Origin of the sequence: Desemzia incerta (genome assembly GCF_900115825.1) — a bacterium.
Classification (GTDB): domain Bacteria; phylum Bacillota; class Bacilli; order Lactobacillales; family Carnobacteriaceae; genus Desemzia; species Desemzia incerta.
Map to the genome: position 1 here is coordinate 148638 of NZ_FOXW01000004.1, position 22128 is coordinate 170765.

Annotated in this window: 18 protein-coding genes and 1 riboswitch; of the genes, 3 read left to right on the forward strand and 15 right to left on the reverse strand. The window is 38.8% G+C overall.

Features of this window, described 5'->3' with window-relative positions:
- Positions 1–40 precede the first annotated feature (40 nt).
- The 6 genes from BM137_RS06385 to BM137_RS06410 all read right to left on the reverse strand — a co-directional run bounded on the left by BM137_RS06385 (position 41) and on the right by BM137_RS06410 (position 5354).
- On the reverse strand, positions 41–1204 hold the full coding sequence (locus tag BM137_RS06385; RefSeq protein WP_092480337.1) for a cation diffusion facilitator family transporter: 1164 nt from the start codon (positions 1202–1204) through the stop codon (positions 41–43).
- 351 nt (positions 1205–1555) lie between these two features.
- Positions 1556–2335, reverse strand: coding sequence for a serine hydrolase (locus BM137_RS06390; RefSeq protein ID WP_092480338.1), 780 nt, complete (start codon positions 2333–2335; stop codon positions 1556–1558).
- A 223-nt stretch (positions 2336–2558) separates the two neighbouring features.
- A complete protein-coding gene (locus tag BM137_RS06395) occupies positions 2559–3200 on the reverse strand; it encodes a copper homeostasis protein CutC (protein WP_092480339.1) in 642 nt (213 codons plus the stop codon).
- A 7-nt stretch (positions 3201–3207) separates the two neighbouring features.
- Positions 3208–3819, reverse strand: a complete 612-nt coding sequence (locus tag BM137_RS06400) for a hypothetical protein (protein ID WP_177192518.1) — start codon at positions 3817–3819, stop codon at positions 3208–3210.
- 179 nt (positions 3820–3998) lie between these two features.
- Positions 3999–4787: a hypothetical protein gene (locus BM137_RS06405; protein WP_092480340.1), complete on the reverse strand. Its 789-nt coding sequence runs from the start codon at positions 4785–4787 to the stop codon at positions 3999–4001.
- 27 nt (positions 4788–4814) lie between these two features.
- On the reverse strand, positions 4815–5354 hold the full coding sequence (locus tag BM137_RS06410; RefSeq protein ID WP_177192519.1) for a guanylate kinase: 540 nt from the start codon (positions 5352–5354) through the stop codon (positions 4815–4817).
- A gap of 263 nt (positions 5355–5617) precedes the next feature.
- Between BM137_RS06410 and guaC the strand changes: the two genes are divergently transcribed.
- The gene (gene guaC, locus BM137_RS06415; RefSeq protein WP_092480342.1) at positions 5618–6592 is read left to right on the forward strand and encodes a GMP reductase; all 975 of its coding nucleotides are present in this window, start codon (positions 5618–5620) and stop codon (positions 6590–6592) included.
- Positions 6593–7265: 673 nt separating this feature from the next.
- Here guaC and BM137_RS06425 read toward each other — a convergent pair.
- The 5 genes from BM137_RS06425 to BM137_RS06445 form a co-directional block, all read right to left on the reverse strand.
- A complete protein-coding gene (locus BM137_RS06425; RefSeq protein WP_092480344.1) occupies positions 7266–8141 on the reverse strand; it encodes an aldose 1-epimerase family protein in 876 nt (291 codons plus the stop codon).
- A gap of 75 nt (positions 8142–8216) precedes the next feature.
- Positions 8217–8732 (reverse strand): biotin transporter BioY, encoded by a 516-nt coding sequence (locus BM137_RS06430; RefSeq protein ID WP_092480345.1) that lies wholly within the window; start codon positions 8730–8732, stop codon positions 8217–8219.
- The gene (locus BM137_RS06435) at positions 8729–9709 is read right to left on the reverse strand and encodes a biotin--[acetyl-CoA-carboxylase] ligase (protein ID WP_092480346.1); all 981 of its coding nucleotides are present in this window, start codon (positions 9707–9709) and stop codon (positions 8729–8731) included. Before BM137_RS06435 ends, BM137_RS06430 begins: the two co-directional genes overlap by 4 nt.
- A 156-nt stretch (positions 9710–9865) precedes the next feature.
- Positions 9866–11581 carry a Na+/H+ antiporter NhaC family protein gene (locus BM137_RS06440; protein ID WP_092480347.1) on the reverse strand — a complete coding sequence of 572 codons (1716 nt, stop codon included), beginning with the start codon at positions 11579–11581 and terminating at the stop codon, positions 9866–9868.
- Positions 11582–11675: 94 nt separating this feature from the next.
- Positions 11676–11854: riboswitch (Lysine riboswitch) on the reverse strand.
- A gap of 67 nt (positions 11855–11921) precedes the next feature.
- On the reverse strand, positions 11922–12611 hold the full coding sequence (locus BM137_RS06445) for a DUF2238 domain-containing protein (protein WP_218147496.1): 690 nt from the start codon (positions 12609–12611) through the stop codon (positions 11922–11924).
- Between the two features lie 193 nt (positions 12612–12804).
- On the opposite strand from BM137_RS06445, the gene BM137_RS06450 reads away from it, so the two are divergent.
- Together BM137_RS06450 and pulA are read left to right on the forward strand one after the other, a co-directional pair.
- On the forward strand, positions 12805–13704 hold the full coding sequence (locus BM137_RS06450) for a DUF368 domain-containing protein (protein ID WP_092480348.1): 900 nt from the start codon (positions 12805–12807) through the stop codon (positions 13702–13704).
- Between the two features lie 137 nt (positions 13705–13841).
- On the forward strand, positions 13842–15833 hold the full coding sequence (gene pulA, locus BM137_RS06455) for a type I pullulanase (RefSeq protein ID WP_092480349.1): 1992 nt from the start codon (positions 13842–13844) through the stop codon (positions 15831–15833).
- A 1051-nt stretch (positions 15834–16884) separates the two neighbouring features.
- On the opposite strand, the gene BM137_RS06470 is transcribed toward pulA, so the two are convergent.
- From BM137_RS06470 to BM137_RS06485, 4 genes are read right to left on the reverse strand one after another with little or no spacing between them, the layout of a single operon-like run.
- On the reverse strand, positions 16885–17904 hold the full coding sequence (locus tag BM137_RS06470) for a LacI family DNA-binding transcriptional regulator (RefSeq protein ID WP_092480352.1): 1020 nt from the start codon (positions 17902–17904) through the stop codon (positions 16885–16887).
- Between the two features lie 55 nt (positions 17905–17959).
- Positions 17960–18964, reverse strand: a complete 1005-nt coding sequence (locus tag BM137_RS06475) for an aldose epimerase family protein (protein WP_092480353.1) — start codon at positions 18962–18964, stop codon at positions 17960–17962.
- Positions 18951–19622, reverse strand: coding sequence for a beta-phosphoglucomutase (pgmB, locus tag BM137_RS06480; protein ID WP_092480354.1), 672 nt, complete (start codon positions 19620–19622; stop codon positions 18951–18953). The genes BM137_RS06475 and pgmB overlap by 14 nt, the downstream gene beginning before the upstream one ends.
- Positions 19623–19637: 15 nt before the next feature.
- A complete protein-coding gene (locus BM137_RS06485) occupies positions 19638–21929 on the reverse strand; it encodes a glycoside hydrolase family 65 protein (RefSeq protein WP_092480355.1) in 2292 nt (763 codons plus the stop codon).
- Positions 21930–22128: the final 199 nt, after the last annotated feature.

Below are 22128 nucleotides of genomic sequence, written 5' to 3' on the forward strand. Positions count from 1 at the left end.
AAAAGCAGCTGGAAAATTGTTCCAGCTGCTTTTTTTGTCTTCACTTTAATAAGTAAATACGGTCGAATTCAATTTCTACTTCAAACGTACCGATGTTTTCAGCAATATCTTTCTTAATTGCTTCCAAAAGTTCTTGGTTGGTTTTTTCAATATTATCTGGGACTACGATATCAAATTGAATCGTTGATAAGCCCTCGTCCTCTTCTACACGAAAATCATGAAACTTCAAATTTAGTTCGTAAGATTGCAAAATGCGTTTTACTTGTTGGTAAATAGTTGTCTGTTCCTCACTCTTGATAGCGATTGGATCTAAATGGCATACCAATTCTACACCTAAATATTCTTTAAAATCTTTTTCAATGGCATCAATCACTCGATGGGCTTCCGTCAAGCTCCAGCTGTCATCAATCTCAATGTGAATCGTTGCAAATGTTTTATTTGGCCCATAGTGATGCATCAATAAATCGTGGTAGCCAATAATAGAAGTGTAATAATCTAAAAAGTGTTTAATTTCATTGATCTGCTTTTCTGTTGGTCCTTTTCCCAATAAATCATCAATGGATTCTCGAATGATACTAATCCCATTGTATAAAATGTATAGTGCGATAAATACTCCGGCGTACCCGTCGATCCGCCAACCAAAAATAGTTTCCACCACTGACGCTCCCAATACTACTAGCGTCGTGTAAACATCATTAAAACTATCTTGAGCTGCTGCATCGATGGCATTTGAATGGATTTTTTTACCTACTTTTCGATAAAAGTAACCTTGAACTACTTTGATGATGATCGAAATAACCAATAAAACAAATACTAATGTCGTTGTGTTTAGCGCTGCAGGGTCCATAATACGTTGAATCGAATTCAATAGAAACTGAAACCCGACAAATAAAATCCCTAAAGAAACTACTAGTCCTGTAATATACTCTGAACGCTCGTGACCATATGGATGCTGTTTGTCCGCAGGCTTAGCTGCTATATGAAATCCAAACAACGTTAATATGGAAGAAGCACAATCTGCTAAACTGTTGATGGCATCCCCTATAATAGAGACACTTCCTGAGATCAATCCTGCACTCATCTTAATCGAAAAAAGGGCCAAGTTGGAAAATAGCCCTACTTTTCCAGAAAAGAGACCTAATTGATTCCGTTGATTCTTTGTATGCTGCTTATTTAAATAGCGCTCCAACCATCTTTCTATCATGTTCAAAACTCCTAAAAAATTTTTTCTATCTATTATAACACATGATTCACCCCCGATAATCGAGATTGACTATCGGGGGTGAATCGATTTTTGGTGCGTAGTTCTTAGACGCGTTGCGTTCGGCAGTCTTCCTATGATTTTCCTGATTTCTTTTTGTTGGGAAAGTGCCCCAACTAAAAGAATCAGTGAAATCTACGGAAGCCTAAACGCCTCACTCCACGCTCTGATTTTTAAACGCGTTGCGTTCGGCAACTCGCCTATCACTTTCAAAAACAGAAAATTAGGGAAATTCACCCTAATTTCTGTTTTGTGAAGTGTACGTCGAGCTGGACGCCTCACTCCACGCTCTGATTATTCCACGCTTTGGAAGATGTGTTTTCCGATTTCTTGCATCCAGGCGTAGACTTGGGCTTCATTTTCGGCTTCTTGGGTCATTGCTGCGACGTAGATGTTTTTTTCTTTGTAACGGAACAGGGCTGCGTCGTGCAAGACAGTTTTGTCTTCATCTGTTTTGTTTAAGATTTCTAATACCGGGATTTCTTTTTCCGTCAGCGATCCTGGTAATCCGGTTCTGAATTGTTGATTCAATAATGGAAATTCGATGCGTTTTTGCCAATCTGGATTTTTTTCTCCCAGCTGGATAATTTCTTTCAAGACTGCGACCGCTCCTTGAGGAGACATTTCATTTACTAATCCTGAAGCATAATCCATCAAGTAGCGTCTCAATTTGACGTCTTCTTTCCATTCTTTTGTTTCAATCCATTCTTGGATAGGATTTAACCCCACATGAGCGATCAATTGATTGGTTGCTTCATGATCTGATACAGCAATCATTGCTTTTAACAGCTCTTCTACTGTCCAGACTTCTATTTCAGGTAATAAGTGTAAAACACCTTTTCCTGAGATCCGTCCTTGAGATGGAACAGAAATTTCTTCCAATATATCCAATTGCCCATAAACAGCGTGTTCATAGTAATACAAATAAATGGGTAATTTGATCAAGTTAGCTGCACTGAATAGTTTTTCTTCATGAAATGAAAACAACGTTTCTCCGTCAGAAATAACTAGTCCTTTTGTTGGCAAAGACTCGTATTTTTCATTCAATTTCTCCAGTTCCTTTTTCCATTCCATACAAATCCCCTCGCTTTCACAGAATTTAGGTAATGCCTAGAATCTACATACGAAGTTAAGATGAATACTTTAGTTGATTTGATCTTCATTTGAAAAAGGTTTTATCTGCTTTCCTTACTATCATCATATAGGGGTTTTTCTTAAATTGCCACTAATTCGATGGAAAGAAAAAAAGAAGTCAGAATGAAATTCCGACTCCATTAAAAGTTTTTACCGTTTATTTTTACTCCAGCGTTCCTACTATTTTTGTTCCGTGTAGTTCTTCTACTGATAATTCTTTTTGAAGACGACTGGAATTGTCACTGGTGATTCCTCCGCCCGGCAAAATAGTGATTCTCCCCTTAGAATAAGCGATCAATTCTTTTAAAGTAGTGGTATGTTGGTCTATTGGATTGGTTAAAGGACCGCCATGCGTCAAAATTCGTGAATATCCAGCTTCAGAAAGCCAATCAATAGCCGTTCGTTGCTGTTCTTTCGGCAATTCATCAAACGCCATGTGGAATGTGCGCTCCATATTCTCACTGACTTGAATGACTTTAGTTAAAAAATCAGTGTCCAGTGTATAATCAGTGGTCAACGCCCCAATCACGATTCCTTCTGCTCCCAATTCTTTAGCTGTTTGAATATCCCTCAGCATAATCTCTTTTTCAACTTCAGAATAGATAAAATCCCCACCTCGAGGATGAATAATAACCATAACAGGAACAGCTTTTTGTTTACAATATGTAATCGTTGTTTCCATTACGCCAACACTGACAGTCGTGCCGCCAACGGCTAAGTTATCACATAATTCTATGCGATCTGCTCCTGCTTGGATAGCATTTGGAACAAGAGTAAAATTTTCAACGCAAACTTCTCTAATCATTTTATTTTCACTTCCATTCTAACCGTTTTTGACACTGCTTGAAAAAGTGATGCAACGCTTCGCGCAAAGTTGCTTCTTGTTCTAAATAAAGTTCAGGTTTTTCTTGGATCAAGTAATCTTTCACTTTCCCTTCATAAACCAATTCCACTTGTTCGCATTGCCTGAAATCATCTGGAGTGATCAAATGCGTCGGTTTGTCGATCAAAGAGATCCCTGCATCTCCTATCACATAAGCCACAAATTGAGAACAAAAATAAGCATTCTCTCGGTAGATGTCTCGTCTCAGGGGAATGGCTAAAACTCCCAACAAGTTATACTTATACTGCTCTTTATCCCGTTCAAATTGTTCCAAGATCAGCTGCAAGTGTTCATATTGTAAAGGTGTGATTGTCAAACAATAGATTTCGCACGACGCTTCATTCAGCAAATGTTTTGTCACGTCCTCTTGAACAAATCCACCAATAAAAGGATTATAGACTTTTTTCCGAGCGAAGCTGTACACTTCTGTCAACTGCTGATCTAAAGCTAAGGACGCATGGTTATATGGCTTGCGGGTATATTTTTTGATAGCTGTGCTGAAAACAGTCCCAGTATCTGTCAAAAGTAAGTAAACGTTCATTAGTTCCCCTCATAAGTAACTATCTTTTCCGAATTTTTCAAGCAGCTGACATCTTTTCAAATAATTTCTGAAAAACGTCAACCTGCATGAATTCTCGTTCAGTATAGCACATTTTTCAGCATAAAATAGGGAGAAAAAAAGTTTGTGGAAACCCTTTTACTCCCTATCTAATCAAAGTTCTATTTGGGGTAACGAATGTATTTTTGCTGGCTCAGCATTTGCTCTTCATTCAGTTTGATCGTCTGTTCGTAATTCAATTGAAGCATCTTTTCTTCATCTTCATGCTCAATCAAATTCAGCTCATCCAAGCTTTTCTTTAACTGCTCTTTAGTCGAAGTTATTCCAGTAATAAATTCACGCTGATGGTTAGTCATCGTTTTCCACGCAGATGTGCTTTCAATATAAGCAGCAAAAGCTTTCAAATCATCATTTTTTTCCAATAATGTCTTCAATGTCTTGTATTGATACATATTGAATTTTGAGGCTGTTTTTTGAGTTGTCCTTACATCATCAACGGTGATCTCTTCTCTCACCATGACATCTTTTTCATAATAGTCTTTATATGCCGAAAAATCTTGCAAGTAATCTTGGTGCACATTCCATAGCTTGGTAAAAGCTTCCGCGCCTTCTTTCACTTGTGATTGATCAGTCGTTAATGGTACCGCTAGAGGACCCGTAAAGTAAGCAGGATCTATTTTCATCCGTTCTTCCCCGCCAAAAAGAATATTTTTGCTGATGTCTGCAAAGTTGGACAACATAAGCTGTGCTTCATAGGCTTCCTCCCGTACTTCTTCTCCGTCCAGTGTTACATACGCCGTAGCCACTACTTCATTCCCTTTTTGAAATCCGCCCATGTAATACAATTTGTTGTTCACTCGATAAGATATGGGATTAACAAATATTCCTTCTGTCCAAGTTTTATGCTTTTTGATTTTTTTCATCAGTTTTTTTATGATTGGTTTTTCCATAAGCTCTCCTATCGGCTTCAGATATGTTTATGAAGCAAATTCATTTAAAATTTGGTGCAAAATTTCTTCAGGGGTTCCATGTGAAACAACGAAATCAGTGTTTTCAACAGGCTCCAACTCTTCAGTAGATCGACTGAAATGGATACGGTGTTCAATAGCTTCTATGGAATCGCCGCGTTTTTTCATTCGTTCAGCCATTTCTTGTTCCGTAATTTTGAAAAAAATGATTTTAGTTTCTTCAGGAAACTGTTCTTTCATCACCTTTGCACCATTTTTATCCAACGTTACATGAACCATGTCGTATTTTCCCAATTTGTCTTCAACTTCCTTTACAGACAGACCATAAATATTTGACGCATAAGTTGTTTGTTCAATAAAGGGTTCTTCGGTCATTTGCTCAATGGTTCGGAAATGGTAATGGATGCCATTCACTTCACCTGGTCGCGGCTTTCTAGTGGTGGATGTCACCAATTTTGGGATTCCTTTTTCAATCAACAAATCACTGACTGTCGATTTACCGCTTCCGCTTGCCCCCACTAAAACCAAAATCCTTTTTTGACTAGGCATTTTGTTCCTCCTCATTCCTTTTTGTATCTAGTTTATTGTATCAAATAACGAACAAAAAAGTATCCTAATTTAACTTAAGACAAGTTCCTTGATCAAATTTGTCAAAACTACCCATATTTTCCCTTTTTACGGCGGATTTCCTTTGACAAAAAAGAATATATAGTGTAAATTGTTCTAGGTGCGAATTTTGATTAGACGTCGATCTTAAAAAGTTCGTGTTTTTTTGTGTGCTAATAACACTATTAATGAAACGAGGAATAGTCATGAAAATTTTTGATTACGAAGATGTTCAATTGATTCCAAACAAAAGTATCGTAAGAAGTCGTTCAGAATGTGATACTACTGTTACTTTAGGAAATAGAACTTTTGCATTGCCAGTGGTACCGGCTAATATGCAAACAGTTATTGATGAAGAATTAGCTGAAAAGTTGGCTGCTGACAATTACTTCTATGTTATGCACCGTTTTGATGAAGAAAGCCGTATCCCATTTATTGAAAAAATGCACGCTAAAGGTTTATTTGCTTCTATTAGTGTAGGGGTAAAAGAAAATGAATATTCATTTATTGAAGAACTAGCTGAAAAAGAATTGGTTCCTGAATACATTACGATTGATATTGCTCATGGACACTCACAGTTTGTCATTGATATGATCCAACACATCAAGAAACATCTACCAGGATCATTTGTAATTGCTGGTAATGTGGCAACTCCTGAAGCAGTTCGTGAATTAGAAAATGCTGGAGCAGACGCGACTAAAGTTGGTGTTGGTCCAGGTAAAGTATGTATCACGAAATTAAAAACAGGTTTCGGTACTGGTGGCTGGCAATTAGCGGCTATCAACTGGTGTGCTAAAGCAGCTCGTAAACCAATCATCGCTGACGGTGGTATCCGTGATCACGGCGACATCGCTAAATCTATCCGTTTCGGCGCTTCAATGGTTATGATCGGTTCATTATTTGCTGGACATGAAGAATCTCCAGGACAAACGATCGAAAAAGACGGCAAGAAATACAAAGAATACTTTGGTAGTGCATCACAATACCAAAAAGGCGAACACAAAAACGTAGAAGGCAAAAAAATCCTTCTTGAACACAAAGGAAACATCAAAAATACTTTAATTGAAATGAAACAAGACTTACAATCTTCCATTTCATACGCCGGCGGTAAAGACATCGAAGCCATCCGCAAAGTAGATTACGTATTAGTTAAGAACTCTATCTTTAACGGAGACAGATAGAGAGCGAAGCAAACCGTTTAGAAGACCGTAGAGTTCATCTTTTCCATTTACTTGGGGCTTTTTCCCAAGAAAATGGAAAAGTGAAATCATAGGGCTTCTGGTTTGCGCAGCTCGTTTCAGATAGAGAGCGGAGCAAACCGTTTATCTAAACAGAATTATTCAAATCAACCAATAAAACACCGCTTGGATTTTTCAGTATAAAAACTGGAAAATTTCGAGCGATGTTTTTCTTTTTACGGTATACTTCATCTGACATCACACAGTTTTTACACCCTTCCTAAGAAAGAGCTGATCAAATTGATGGATAATTTATCTCTAACAGATTTTTTCACCGTTATTTTTCTAGTACTGCTTTTTTATCCTTTAGTATGCGCATTAATAGCTTTAGTTGTCAGTATATTTAAAAAAATCACCAAAAAAGCTCCATTCAAAACAACTTTCAAGGAAACCTTTTGGAACTTTTTTCTCGAATTGTTCAATCCACTCAATTACTTCTAACTCAAAAACCACCCTATCGTTTCAGGGAATGGTCTATTGATCAAGTGAACAGGAAAAAGATGCCCACTTGATTAATACAGCGTCTCTATTAATCAAGTGAGCGAGAAAAAAGGTTCCATTTGACTAATAGCGCCAAAAACTGAACTTTCTTTCTCGTTTAAGTTTGTTTAGAGAATCAAAAAAGGTCCATCGTGAAGCCGAGTTGTTTTACTTCTCCAGATTCCAGCAGAATAATGCCGCCTTTATCTTCTAAGGTACCGATTTCGCCAGCGATATCCGGCAATCCGAAGAATGGCTCTATGCAAATAAACGGCGCATCCGCTTGTTCTTTTGTCCAAAGACATACATAAGGGAAATCAATGACGTTTAGTGTGACGCCGTGTTTTTCAGGACTTTCTAGTGTAATGGCATCCAGCTTCGGCTCATCAATGATAATTAGTCCTTCACGGAACGTCTCGTGACTCAATGTCATCACGCCGTCTTTCATTTCTTGGAGGACTTTTCGATTTCCGCTTCTGTAAGGCAATGGATTGCTCTCAAAGTATTTTACTTCTTCTTTAGGTTGAATGGTGATGGTGTAATCTTCATAGCTGCCTGCTCCATTTAAAGGCACATTGAACGCTGGGTGTCCTCCAATTGAAAATGGCATACGTTCTTTCGAATGATTTTCTACTCGATAGTCGACCGCTAAAAGCGCTCCAACCAATGTGTATTCAATCGTTAATGTAAATTCGTATGGATACATAGCGATTGTTTCTTCATTATTTTTCAATGTAAAAACAGCTTTGATGTCTGACTCTTGGTGTACTTCAAACGTCATCTCTTTCGCAAATCCGTGTTGCGGCAATTCATAGATTTGATCGTCTTTTTTGTACTTGTATTCATTCAAACGCCCAATGATAGGAAAAAGATTCGGTGCACGGCTGCCCCAAAAATCTGCATTGCCATTCCAAAGATAATCAAACTGTTCTTTTTTATTGTAGACTTTTTGCAATTCTGCCCCATTAGCGGAAATTTCCACTAGTAAATCGTCATTTTCGATTGTTATCACGTTCATCCCTCCAGAAATAGAATCAAATTCTTTTTTATCATAAGGCTTTTTCCTCTATTTTTCTATTCAAACGGGTTAGCGTAGATGTCTTTTGATGCGTGTCGCCACTACAATTGCCAGACCTGCTTTTAATACATCTCCAGGGATAAACAACCCCATACCTGTCCAAAATAATTGAAGGATGGAGTAATCCGCCCCTAAATAGCCGTTCAATAAAATCCCCATATAGGGCATGCCGACAAGGTAAATCAAGAATGTTCCTATAACTGTGACTCGGATATAAGCAGAGAGGCTTTCTTCTCGTTTCAACAATAATCGGCTCATCACAGTTGCCGCTAAAATAAAGCCGAATAAGAAACCAAAACTAGGACTCAGAATCAGTTGTCCGCCTCCGAGCAAGAGTTTTAACAGCAAATGTACCACTTGTGTTAAAAAAGCTGCTTTCGGTTTCAACAGTAGACCGGTCACTAACACAAATAACGTTTGCAGCGTGAACGGAACCGGACCAAAAGGAATCATAATAAAGCCGCTGATAAATGTCAGAGCTGCCAGTAAACTGATTTGAGTGAGGTCTTTGACTGTCAGCTTCATTTTTTGATCCCCTCTACTTGAATACTGATTTCTCCAAAACGCACTGTTTTCCATTCTCCGCTTTCCAATTTAACGACCAAACCACCTTCATCATCAATACTTTTAGCAATTCCTTTGTACGTCGTTTGCCCTTCTGTGAAAGTTACGGATCGTCCTAAAACAAAACACCGTTCCCGGTAATCATCTAAATAGTTGTTGTGGTCTAAGTTTTGATACATGATATCTAGCTGATTGATGATTTCCGCCGCAAATTGATTACGCGTCACTTTACTGGTTTCTTCGTGAGTATAAATGGAACCAATGATCGACTGGAATTCTTCAGGAATCATAGAAGCTGCTTTTACATTCAGCCCAATTCCTACAATGATGGAATCAATCGTTCCTGTTTCAAAGTTGATGACGCCTTCTGTTAAAATACCGCAGATTTTACGACCCTCTAAAAAGATGTCATTGACCCATTTGATAACGGGCTTTTTGTCGGTCAGTTTTTCAATGGCTTTACAGACAGCAACTGCTGCTGCAGTCGTTACAGAACCAGCATTTGCTTGTTGTTTATTTGGATAAATCAAGCTCATATACAGGCCTGTTTGAGTAGGGGAGTAAAATTGCCGACCCAATCGTCCTCGGCCGTTCGTTTGCTCTTCTGCTAATAGGACTCCTTTTCCAACAAACCGTTCAGTGACTAATTTTTTTGCCTCATCATTTGTCGATCCAACTTGTTTATGTACTTCTAAAACGTCTGGTTTGTCAGTCAATTGGGAATATAAAAATGATTTAGACAACACATCTGGTTCATGAGCCAACAAGTACCCCTTATTGGTTGTGGCCTCGATTTGATACCCTTCTGTCTGCAACGTTTTGATTGCTTTCCAAATAGAAGTTCTTGAGATAGCTAATTTGTCAGCTAATTCCTGACCTGAAATGACTTCACCTTTGTGCTCGATCAAATACATTAATACCTTTTCTTTTGTCGTCATGTTGACACTCCTTGCATTCATTTACTGATTCTAGTTTACTTTTCAGAGAATAAATGTCAACCATTTTTTCACCAAGGGTAACAATGATGAAACAAACAAACAGTACAAGTTTCCATTAGAATAGTACTTGTACTGTTTTATCTAGTTTGACTGTTTTTATTTTTGAGTAACTGGTTCTTCTATGGGTTTACCAATAAAGTAAATAACTCCGATGGTTACTAGGATGGAAATAGGTAAAATAATCCAAATCGGCATACCTAAACCTGCTGGAAGGAAGCCGAATAGAACGGATATGGTTCCTACCGTAAGCGCATAAGGCGTTTGTGTTTGCACATGATCAATATGGTTTACACTAGCTCCCATAGAAGACAAGATTGTTGTATCTGAGATCGGTGAACAATGATCGCCAAATATTGCTCCTGTCAAAACAGCCCCAGCTGAAAGGACAATAAACTGCGGATCTCCAGATAAGCCAGCTGCTAATGGAATAGCTAACGGCATCAAGATCCCCATCGTTCCATAAGAGGTTCCTGTTGCAAAGGAAATGACTGAGCCTAAGATAAAAATAACCGATGGCAATAGGAACGCCGGCATCGTATCAGACAATGAAGAGACTAGAAATTGGGCAGTACCTAAATCAGTGATCGAAGCACTTAGAGACCACGCCATCAATAAGATCGCTCCTGTAACTACTAGAGACTTCATACCGCCAATCCAAGTATCAACGGCTTCTCCCCAAGTAAAGGCTTTTTGATGTACCCCCATCACCATGGCCACTATACTAGCAAATAAGGCTGCTTGGAATAAAACCACACTGGCATCAGAAGCCCCGAACGCTTCTTGAATCCCTGTAAAAGAAAATGGACTGTTTTGCATGTCCGCAATCAATGCTGCATCTTCGCCAGACATAATAGTGTTGTATCCATTAAAGTAAAAACCGATCAAAGAAGTGACGATCAGCGTACCAACAGGCACTATCGCATTCCAAATACTTAATTTGACCCCTTTAGCAGGTTTCATTTCATCCAACTCACTGGACATTGCATGAGGATCAATTTCTTCTTCATTCGTTGCATCGTATTTTCTAGCTCTTCTTTCGGCTTTCAACATTGGACCAAATTCTCTTAAGAACAACGCTGTGCAGACCACAAATAACAGCATTAGAATATTGTAAAAGCGATAAGGAATCGTTTCTAAGAAAATACTATACGCATTTACGTTTTGTCCGATAGCTTCGTAGCCATCTTGAATCAACCCTACTTCGTAACCTACCCATGTTGAAATCAATGCGATACCTGCTACAGGGGCTGCAGTAGCATCAACAACGAAAGCCAATTTTTCACGAGAAATTTTCTTTTCATCTGTTACCGGTCGCATAACGGGTCCAACGATTAAGGCATTAGCATAATCATCAAAAAAGAGCAGCAGCCCTAATATCCAAGATATCACTTGAGCACTGATAGGACCTTTAGCTTTATTTGCTAAAGCATTTGCTACAGCTTTTGTCCCGCCCATTTTAGTCATTAAGGCAATCAGTCCTCCGATGACTAAAACTTGTAAAATAATCCCTGCATTGTATCGATCTGCAAGTGACGTTAAACTGTACTCCACAATGCTTAAAAATGACTGCACGATTGCGCTGAAAATCGAACCATCCACAGAATGCAAAACGAAAGCCCCTGCAAAGATTCCTAAAAATAATGAAATCAGAACGTTTTTGGTTATAAATGCTAATAGTATGGACACTACTGGAGGAACTAATGAAAACCACCCAAATTGGATTGCACCATCTGCACCTGTTGTAAAATCAGTCGCTAAAGTTATTGCCACAAAAGCAATGACGACTATCCCGATCAAAATATTTTTCTTCAACCTTTAAACTCCCCTTCTTTTAGACACAAAAAAATGCCTTGAGTTCTATTCAACTCGAGGCATTATGTTATCTCTAATAGACGTCATGTATCCGTTCGTTAATAGTCCTCCACAAATTTTTGCAAAAATTTATGACAGTGATAAACATTTTCTGCTTACCCCCAGCAAACAACAATTGGCATCGCTGTTAACTTCGGCAATTCATCCTTTCAAGTCATTTCATCGTGCCACCTCTACGACTTTACTAATACAAATTGCGCCTCTATCTTTTCTAATTTCATTTATATGATAACGACTTTACGAACTAGTTGCAATCAAGTTGCCTAGACAGCGTTATTTTTTAACGATTTACTTTCTTTTTTAATGTAAAAAAACCTATGATACAAACTGCCAGAGAACTCAATGCATCTACAATCAAATCTTCCATCGTATCTGCTAAAGCGTCACGTCCAACCAGCACTTCTCTATCAGCTGTAATAAATTTTTGCATATTCGTACCTAAAAGACCATCAGCCAAAAATTCATATATCTCCCATAACGTTCCGGCTGCCAGCGCAAAACAAAAAGCAAATAAAGTGACAAAAATTGGGCTTAACTGCATATTCACTTTTTCGGAATCATTGAAGAAACTGACCAAAACAAAACCTAATGCACCCAGCATAGCTCCACTAAACATGTGAAGAATTAGATCCCAGCTTGGAACACGGTAATAAAAATCTCTTACTTCTCCCAAATAAATAGCACAAAACAAAAACACAAAATAAAGCATTTCCATCACATCTGGAATATCCACTGAAAACTTTTTCTCAATAACAGACGGAATAAACATCACGATAACACCTACTAAACATTGCAATAATGTCAGTACGTAATCGCTCTTTACTTTTTCAAATCCGTTATCCGGCACACCTGAAGGGGCCGTAAACAACATATACACAGCATAGATAACAGATATACCAAGCAAAACTAACACGATTTGACCTACTCTATCTTTCCATTTAGCTGAATGATCTTCCTTTTTATGATCCACTCTGTTAACTCCTCCAAAATAATTTCTAAAATCTTATTTTAGCACATGTATCCTTTTCTACCCTATTCCTGTGATCATTCTAATTCTGACTTCCAATTCTGAAAAAACAGCAATTTGAAAGAATTATTGCTATCTACTCGAGATTTCCGTACAATTGTTTTATGTATTTTACCATAAATAAAGGAGATCGATGATGAGTTATATATGGATGATTTTAAAAGGAATGTTAATGGGAATAGCAAATATTATTCCAGGTGTTAGTGGAGGGACTATGGCGGTCTCATTAGGTATTTATGATGATTTAATTTATTCGATTACGCATTTGGCTAAAAATTGGAAAAAAAGCATGAGGATATTGCTGCCTTTAGGTGTAGGACTGGTTTTAGGTATTATTGGGTTTTCTTATTTGATTGAAGTGTTGCTCAGCCAGTACACTTTACCGACAGCACTAGCTTTTATTGGGTTGATTTTAGGTGGGATACCGATTTTGATAAAATCCTTTTTGCTTGCTTTACGTCAAGATAAAAAGAACATTTCTTTCTCCCACATTGCGTTATTTCTTGTGTTTTTTGCTCTCGTTGTCGGCCTTGCATTGATTCAAGCAGAAGGAAATACGATGTCAACGATCACTCTGTCTTTTGGATCTATTATTAAAATGTTCTTTGTCGGAGTCATTGCTTCGGCTACGATGGTTGTGCCAGGAGTTAGCGGGTCGCTTGTACTGATGGTTCTTGGTTATTATTACGGGATTCTAAATTCAGTTACTGGATTTTTTAGCGCCTTGACTTCTATGAATATAGAACAACTATTGCATTACACAGGAATTTTATTCCCATTTGGAATAGGAGTTTTAGCTGGGATTTTTCTTATCAGCAAATTGATTGAATACTTGTTTAAAAACCAACCTGCTTTAACATATAGCGGGATTTTGGGATTAGTTTTAGCTTCACCTTTTGCTATTTTGTATAATACAAATGCATTAGCTGACCTCCAAAGCTCGAACGCTGTCCTCTTTTTAATTCTTGGATTGTTATTTGCAGGACTGTGCTTCTTGTTAACCTATTACTTAGGAAAAACAGAAGACCCAGCTTAATTACTTTAAAACATGAACTGGTATTGTTTTCCAGTTCATGTTTTTTTGACAGCTTTTTCATTCAGAAAATGCTAAACTGTAGAAAAGAAACTAAATAAGGGTCCTCCCCTACTTCAAGCGAGAAAGGAAGTTCATTCATGACTGATCATATCACGACTCTAGAAGACAAGATAACTTACTTGGAAAACAATGCTTATTACGGAGACGATTTAGGTGCCACTTATTCTCCAACACACACTCGCTTCAAAGTGTGGTCGCCGCTTGCTGAGAAGGTTGCTGTCAATCTTTATCAAACTGGCGATATCCATGACGATTCATTGCTTGATTCTTACCCTTTAACTCTTGAAAACAACGTTTGGACCATTACATTAGACGGAAACTTTGAAAATCTTTTTTACACTTATACGATTGATATGGATGGCGACTCAAAGGAAACCATTGATATTTATGCCAAAGCTGCCGGCATCAATGGAAACCGAGCTGCCATCATCGATTTTGCAAGAACTAATCCACCCCACTGGGAAAAAGATACTCATGTAACTCAAGAAAATTTGACCGATGCGTTTATTTGGGAAGTTCATGTAGCTGATTTTTCTTCGCATGAAAATTCTGGCATCAGTGCTGAAAATCGCGGGAAATACCTAGCGTTCACAGAAGAAGGCACTACTTACAATAATGAACAAGACTTCCCTACTGGAATCGATTATTTGACTCATTTGGGTGTAAACTATGTTCACTTGCTGCCGGCGTTTGACTTCGAAAATGATGAAGCAGGTTCGGATTACAATTGGGGTTACGATCCCAAAAATTATAATGTTCCAGAAGGGCGTTATTCTTCAGATCCCTCGGACCCTATAGCGCGTATTAACGAGTTTAAGCAAATGGTCCAAAGCCTGCACAAAAAGAATATCGGTGTTGTTCTGGATGTCGTTTACAACCACACTCTAGAAACAGAGCTGTCCAGTTTTAATTTGACGGTGCCCGATTATTATTACCGCCAAACAGCATCAGGAGAATTTGCAGACGGTTCCGCTTGCGGCAATGAAACAGCCAGCGATCGAGCAATGATGCGCAAATACATGATCGATTCTGTATTGTACTGGGCAAAAGAATACCATTTAGATGGCTTCCGCTTCGATTTAATGGGTCTTCATGACGTAGAGACTATGAACGCCATCCGCACTGCTTTGAATGAGAATGGCTTAGAACATGTCATTCTTTATGGAGAGCCTTGGGATGCCGGTAGCAACGAAATCAAAGAACCAAATATTCCTGCTAATAAGAGCAACAGCGCTCATCTTATGGAGGGAATCGCAATTTTCAATGACGATTTCAGAGATTCTATGAAAGGTCATGTATTTGAAGAAACAGCGGGTGCTTTCCTTCAAGGCAAAAGCGGGACCACTGTTCAAAATACAGAGGTGATGGCAAGCATTTGTGCAAATACCATTGGTGCTGATCATTCAGAATATGGCTTGGCTGACAAAACGTGGGCGAAAAACCCAACTCAAGTCATCACGTATCATTCTGCTCATGATAATTTGACCCTTTACGATAAATTAGTTGCCAGCTTATACGAGACGCCACACTATAGACGAAATGATTGGCTGATCGAGCTGAATAAATTAGCTGCTGCTGCGCTGTTCACTTCACAAGGTGGATTGTTCATGCAAGCTGGGGAAGAGTTCGCTCGGACAAAACATGGCGATGAAAATAGTTTTATTTCTCCTATTGAAGTCAACCAGCTGGATTGGGAATTGACTGTGAAGAATCGCGACTTGGTTGATTACTACCGGGGATTATGGCAATTGCGCAAACAGTATGCTCCATTACGAGACGCAACTCCAGAAACCGCTAAAGCCATCTCATTTTCGAAAGACACTGCTGATAATTTGATTGCTTATACTATTCCAAATCTTTCAGCTGAAGGGAACGATTGGCGTTGGATGGCTGTAGTGTTGAACTCCACTAACGAGGCTCGAGAAGTCGCTTTAGAAAGTCAATCGGAGTTGCCTCAAACATGGACAGTTGTGGCGAATAAAGAAACGGTCTCCTCAGATGGTCTAGGAACGATCGAAGGGATTGTCATTACTGTAGAACCGCATAGTGCCGTTATTTTAGTAGATTAAAGATAAGACAACGAGTTAAGAGATGAGTAAATTCTCTTAACTCGTTTTTTTGTTGGGTTGAAAAGTAGAATTGGCGTCGTGGTGTTGGCCTATTAGTCAAGTGGCAGCTGAAACCTTGCTCACTTGACTAATAGAGCCCATTTCGATCATCATCTAATTCGGCTTTAAGGCTTTTTTCGTCGTTCACTTAAGCTGTTATGGTCCTTGATAGACAGGTGACTTTACTCTCACATGGTATCAAATAACAGCATAGGTGGAATAAGTAATATAAGAAAGGTCGTTGTCGGTACTAATAGGACTAACAAGAAAGATTTATTTTTACCTAAATTCACACAATAAATGACTCCGAATCCAATCATACTCCAAAATATAATATCGAATAAAAAATAAGGTAAATTAAGCAAATTTAAAAAGAATAAACCTATAAACAAGACATGACTAAATAAAACTAAATAATTTATTCTTTTTCTGTTCGTCTTTTCCATACTATAAAAGATAAAAAAGAAAGCTATAAAATAAATTGCTATAAATAATCTTAGAATTAAATTTAGATAGTACACATAATTCCCCCTTTAATAAAACTATACAACCGATTGTGAAATACATAACAATATGATATCACAACTAAAGAACATTAAAAATAAAGAGTTGATTTTATTTTTATGAAAGATAAGGGTTTTAATGGTATAACTTGTTTTGTTTTTTATAGAAAATATATTTACAAACAAGCTAAACGCAGTAAGAAGCAGTTTAGACCATCAATAAAAAACTATCGGAAACGATTCAAGAAGCTTCCACTGTCTGAAAGTGTCTTAATCAATTCCTTCAATACTATAATGAACACAAAATCTCTACGAAATACTAAGGGACTGGCTCCCTTAGTATTTCGTAGAGATTTTCTGACGGCTAGTTAATAATCCTTCCTATAAAAGGATTCCATGAAAAAAGACTTATGCGCATTGCATAAGTCTAAAACAACTATATTTTTATTTTTTAGATTCTCTACTTACAGGGAATAGTCTGCGTTATCCAGTCTCTTGTGTGTAGTAAGCTATTTTCTTCGGCAAGACTGCCGTTCGATGATCTGGTGCGGAAGAATCATTTTTACAGCCAACGATTGTTTCGCTTCGATTCGTTGAATCAACTGGTAGACCGTTTGCGATGTCAGCGAATCGGTATGTAAATCGATTGAAGTCAGTTCAGGCTGCGCTTTTTCTGCAAAGATCGAATTGTTGAACCCGATAATTGACACATCTGCGGGAACCTTCAATCCATAATCACTCAGCACATAAATCATGTTCAAAGCAATCAAATCATCACTAGCTACGATGCCGGTCGGAAAATCATCGTGATCGAACAGTTGTCGCATCTTCTCACGGTAATCCGCTTCAGGAAGCGTAATATCAACCACCATTTCCGGATTCATTTCAAGACCTGCTTCTTCTAAAGCTTGTGTGTAGCCTTTTAATCGTTCTCGAATCACCATTTGTTTAGTGTCTTCACCAATAAACGCAATCTTTTCATGTCCCAGCTGCAGCAAATAATTCGCTGCGTCTTTTCCTGCGACAACATTGTCGTTGTCTACGTACAGCATCGCATTTTCGTATTTGTAAGGCTTCCCGATCATGGCAAATGGAACCTGTTCTTGGTATAAATATTCGATGACGGCATCGTCTTTCCTTGAATATAAGACGATGAAACCATCTACACGTCCGCCTTCTGCCATTGTCTGCACACTGTCCAGCAATTCTGCTTCAGTGGTTCCTGAAGCGATCGAAACCATGTGCTTTTTCTCGTTGCACGCTTTACTGATGCCGCGGAGCATGCTTAGGAAAAACGTATTATGAAAAGCTTCTCCTTGAGAAACCGGCAAAATAACACCGATCGTTTGAGTCGTTTGATTGACTAATCCACGTGCAGTCAGGTTGGGTCGATAACCGATTTCATCCATGACTTTGCGAACATTTTGTTTTGTTTTCTCGCTGATGCTTGGAGAATCCTGCAAGGTGCGGGAAACCGTCGAAGTCGCGACCCCGGCTTTTTTTGCTACATCTTTAATGGTTACAGCCATTTTCCCGCTTCCTTTCCTGGATTGCTTGATTACCCTTTATTCTAATCTACATCTTTTAAACTGTAAACGTATACTTGGTTGAATAACGATACGTTTTTCCAGGTTCGATCACAATAGAGCGGAAATCAGGATGATGAACAGCGTCCGGCAATTCTTGGGTTTCCAATGCAATTCCCCTGTGACTGCTCATTTTTTCTCCCGCTACTAAATAGTCTTCTTCCATTCCCGTCGTCGAAAAGACCACTACTGCTTCTCGATCTGTTTCGATCGTTACTCCTCGACCACTTTGTGCATCATGCAGTCGAATCTTTTTCTCTCCTGTTAATTTGAACGGTGTATCAAATCCTTCAGGTCTTTGTTCTATGGCGTCTTGAAGGTTTTTCGCTGTTTTGAAATCAAAAGCTGTATCTAAAACTGGCAGCAGATTTCCTGTCGGCAACTTTTTCGAGTTGATTTCTGCATACAAGTCGGCATCAATTTGCAGCGTGTGATCCAAAATTTTCCTTTTAACATCCCCACTCAAATTAAAGTAAGTATGATTGGTCGGATTGAAAAGCGTTTCTTGATCCGTTTCAGCAGTGATCAGCATCTCCCATACAGAATCTTCTGTCCAATAGTAGGTGACCGTTGTTTTCAGATTACCGGGATATCCGTTATCTCCGTCTGGGCTGGTTAATGAAAACACCACGCCGGCTTTGTCTTCTTCTTGAATCAACGCACTTTCCCACACTTGATGACTGAAATTCACTGGACCTCCATGAATGTGATTGCTTCCTTCGTTTTGAGTCAGTTGCACATCAGACCATTTCCCATCAGCGATTCTTCCAGCCACTCTGCCTACTAAAGCTCCAAAATAAGGTGAATCCGTTACATAATCTTCCAGTCGGTCAAATCCAAGAACGACATTCTCGACGTTCCCGAATTTATCCGCCACTTCAATCCCAGTTACTACTGCACCATAGTTGATGCAGCGAAAAACATGACCGTTTTGATTTGTTAAGACATATTCAAAGACTTCTTGACCATTATGATGTCCGTATAGTTTTTTATGAACGTCCAACCGCTTCACTCCAAACTTCTTCTAGCAATTCTACCGTCAATGCACCTGTCTCAGGAACGACTTTTGTAGCTTTACCTAACGTATCCGCATCGCCGACTCCAACAGAAACCATATCAGCAGCGGCAATAGCTTCGACTCCTGCTGCTGCATCTTCAACTCCTACACAATCTTGAGGTTTAACGCCAAGATCTTTAGCACCTGTCAAGAAAATCTCAGGGTCTGGTTTTCCAGCTTTTAATTTAGCCGGGTCAACGATTTCATCAAAGTAATCTGTCAATTGGAGCTTTTCCAAAATGGTTGGTCCGTTTTGACTAGCTGAAGCTAATCCAATCAAAATGTTTCTTTCTTTTAATCCGTCTAACAACGCTTTGATCCCTGGCAAAATGTCTTTTGGAGACATCTCTTCAATCATTGTTTTGTATAACTCGTTTTTCTCAGCTGCCATAGTTTCTTTTTCAGTTTGAGAATAAGCTTCTTCCTTGTTTCCTTTAGCTAAAATACGGTTCAATGAATCTGTTCGGCTGACACCTTTAAGTTCTTCGTTGAACTCCTCGTCAATTTCAATACCGATTTTTTCCCCTAAAGCTTTCCATGCGTGATAATGGTACACGGCTGTATCCGTGATCACGCCATCTAAATCAAATAAGACTGCTTTCATCTGTTCTCGTCCCTTCTATGAGTTGATTGAAACCGGTTGAGCTGTTTGTACTTCACAAGTATAAACTGTTTCCAATAAGATTGTCTCGTTATAAACAGAAACTTCTAAAGCTTCTCCTTCGATCAATGTGATCGCTACTTTTTCATTTGTAACCGAAATGTTCAGTAAACGTCCGCGATAGTTGATATGGAATGCATAGTTTGTCCAGTTTTCCGGCAATAGCGGTCTGAATGATAATTGACCATTCACTGTCTGCATCCCTGCAAATCCTTCAACGATCGTTAACCAGCTTCCAGTCATAGATGTAATGTGCAATCCGTCTTCTGTATCGTTGTTGTAGTTGTCTAAGTCTAAACGAGCAGTACGTTCATACAATTCTACAGCCTTGTCCATTTTCCCTAAATCAGCAGCTAAAATCGCATGGATACTTGGCGACAAGCTAGATTCGTGAACTGTCATCGGCTCGTAGAAATCAAAGTTGCGCGCAATTTCTTTTTTCGTGAATTGATCGCGGAAGAAGTACATTCCTTGTAGAACATCCGCTTGTTTGATAAATGGCGAACGCAAGATTTTGTCCCAAGACCAGTTTTGGTTCAATGGCAACTCTTTCGGATCCAATTCAGATACCGGACGCAAGTCTTTATCTAAGAATGTATCGTGTTGTACGAATACATCACGTTCTTCATCATACGGGTAATACATTTTTTGGATGATTTCGCTCCATTTTTCCATTTCTTCAGCCGACACGTGCAAGCTTTCTTTTTTCTCAGCTGCCAATTCTAATGATTCAAGCGTGTATTGAAGTGTCCAGGCAGCTATTTTATTTGTGTACCAGTTGTTGTTGATGTTGTTTTCGTATTCGTTTGGCCCCGTTACCCCATGCATCATGTATTGGTCTTTGAAACGGTTGTAATGCACACGGTCAGCCCAGAAACGACTGATGCCCACTAATACGTCCAACCCTTTATCTTTCAAATACGTTTGGTCGCCAGTGTAGTTCGTGTAATTGTAGATAGCATAAGCCATTGCACCATTTCTGTGGATCTCTTCAAATGTGATTTCCCATTCGTTATGGCATTCCACTCCCGTAAAAGTTACCATTGGGTACAAAGCACCTTTTAATCCTTGTTGGCGTGCGTTGTGTTCAGCTTGCGGCAATTGGTTGTGGCGATACTGCAGCAAGTTTTCCGTTACTTCCGGATCAGCTAAAGCTAGATATAACGGTACAGCATAAGCTTCTGTATCCCAGTAAGTTGCTCCGCCGTATTTCTCTCCAGTGAAGCCTTTTGGTCCAATATTCAAGCGCTCGTCTTCTCCATAGTACGTTGAAAACAATTGGAACAAGTTGAAACGAATCCCTTGTTGTGCAGCAGCATCTCCGCCGATCACGATGTCTGCTTTCTTCCAGCGTTCGATCCATAGCGATTCATGACGCATACGCAATTCTTCAAATGGTAATTGATCCACCATTTTGCTGATTTCTTGAGCTTTGTCTGCCACGTCTTCTTTGTCGTAATCACGAGAAGTAGTGATCACAATGCGTTTTTCCATCACTGCTTTTTCGCCGGCAGCTAACTGACCTGCATAAGTTTGAGAAATGTGCATTTCTGTCGAAGATTCAGTCGTTTTTTCAAGATTTACAGCATGATTCGACATCACTGCGCCTACCGTAAATTGTTCGATCCCAAAATCATTCGGTTTAGTTTCGATCACTAATTGGTTTTGACCATAAGAAACTGGCAACCAGAATTTTTCTTCATAGTTAGAGTCTTCATTCGTCACGTTTCCATCTAATGCAGGAACCATTTCAACACGAATATCATCAGATAAACTTGTTACTTCTATTTTAATCGCACACAATTCTTTTTGATCCAAGCTGACAAATCGTTCTACTGCAACTTGTACTTTTTTACCTTCTTTTTCTACTATATAACTTCTCTTCAAGATTCCGCGCTGCATGTCTAATTCCAGTTCGAAGTCTGATACGTTATCTGTATACAAATCAACTTTGACACCGTCAATCAGGATATCGATTTGGATAAAGTTCATTGTATTGATCACTTTACCAAAGTATTCAGGGTAACCATTTTTCCACCAGCCAACACGCGTTTTGTCTGGATACCATACTCCTCCAATGTAGCTTCCTCTATGGTGGTCGCCTGAATAAGCTTCTTCAAAGTTTCCGCGCATTCCCATATAACCGTTTCCAATACTGGTCAAGCTTTCTTGTAATCTGCGTTCTTCTTTATCTAATACCGTTGTTTTTACTTTCCATTCGTCAATTTCAAATAGTCTATTATAAGCCACTTTTTTTCCTCCTGTACATTCATTGCATAAGTCAAAAATTGTGCAATGCTGGTTTTCTAAGTTCTTTAACGCAAGTTTAAACGCAAACGTTTGCGTTGTCAATTTGAAAAGGCTTCAATTTTTATATAGGGGGTTAAACAACGTTGAAATAACAGCATTCCTCATTTTTGTTACCGGTAACAACTTTTAACAAATTAAA

Excerpts from the sequence above, each read along its gene's own strand:
- BM137_RS06385 (WP_092480337.1), bottom strand. The coding sequence starts at position 1,204 with ATGATAGAAAGATGGTTGGAGCGCTATTTAAATAAGCAGCATACAAAG.
- BM137_RS06390 (WP_092480338.1), bottom strand. The coding sequence starts at position 2,335 with ATGGAATGGAAAAAGGAACTGGAGAAATTGAATGAAAAATACGAGTCT.
- BM137_RS06395 (WP_092480339.1), bottom strand. The coding sequence starts at position 3,200 with ATGATTAGAGAAGTTTGCGTTGAAAATTTTACTCTTGTTCCAAATGCT.
- BM137_RS06400 (WP_177192518.1), bottom strand. The coding sequence starts at position 3,819 with ATGAACGTTTACTTACTTTTGACAGATACTGGGACTGTTTTCAGCACA.
- BM137_RS06405 (WP_092480340.1), bottom strand. The coding sequence starts at position 4,787 with ATGGAAAAACCAATCATAAAAAAACTGATGAAAAAAATCAAAAAGCAT.
- BM137_RS06410 (WP_177192519.1), bottom strand. The coding sequence starts at position 5,354 with ATGCCTAGTCAAAAAAGGATTTTGGTTTTAGTGGGGGCAAGCGGAAGC.
- guaC (WP_092480342.1), top strand. The coding sequence starts at position 5,618 with ATGAAAATTTTTGATTACGAAGATGTTCAATTGATTCCAAACAAAAGT.
- BM137_RS06430 (WP_092480345.1), bottom strand. The coding sequence starts at position 8,732 with ATGAAGCTGACAGTCAAAGACCTCACTCAAATCAGTTTACTGGCAGCT.
- BM137_RS06435 (WP_092480346.1), bottom strand. The coding sequence starts at position 9,709 with ATGACGACAAAAGAAAAGGTATTAATGTATTTGATCGAGCACAAAGGT.
- BM137_RS06450 (WP_092480348.1), top strand. The coding sequence starts at position 12,805 with ATGAGTTATATATGGATGATTTTAAAAGGAATGTTAATGGGAATAGCA.
- pulA (WP_092480349.1), top strand. The coding sequence starts at position 13,842 with ATGACTGATCATATCACGACTCTAGAAGACAAGATAACTTACTTGGAA.
- BM137_RS06470 (WP_092480352.1), bottom strand. The coding sequence starts at position 17,904 with ATGGCTGTAACCATTAAAGATGTAGCAAAAAAAGCCGGGGTCGCGACT.
- pgmB (WP_092480354.1), bottom strand. The coding sequence starts at position 19,622 with ATGAAAGCAGTCTTATTTGATTTAGATGGCGTGATCACGGATACAGCC.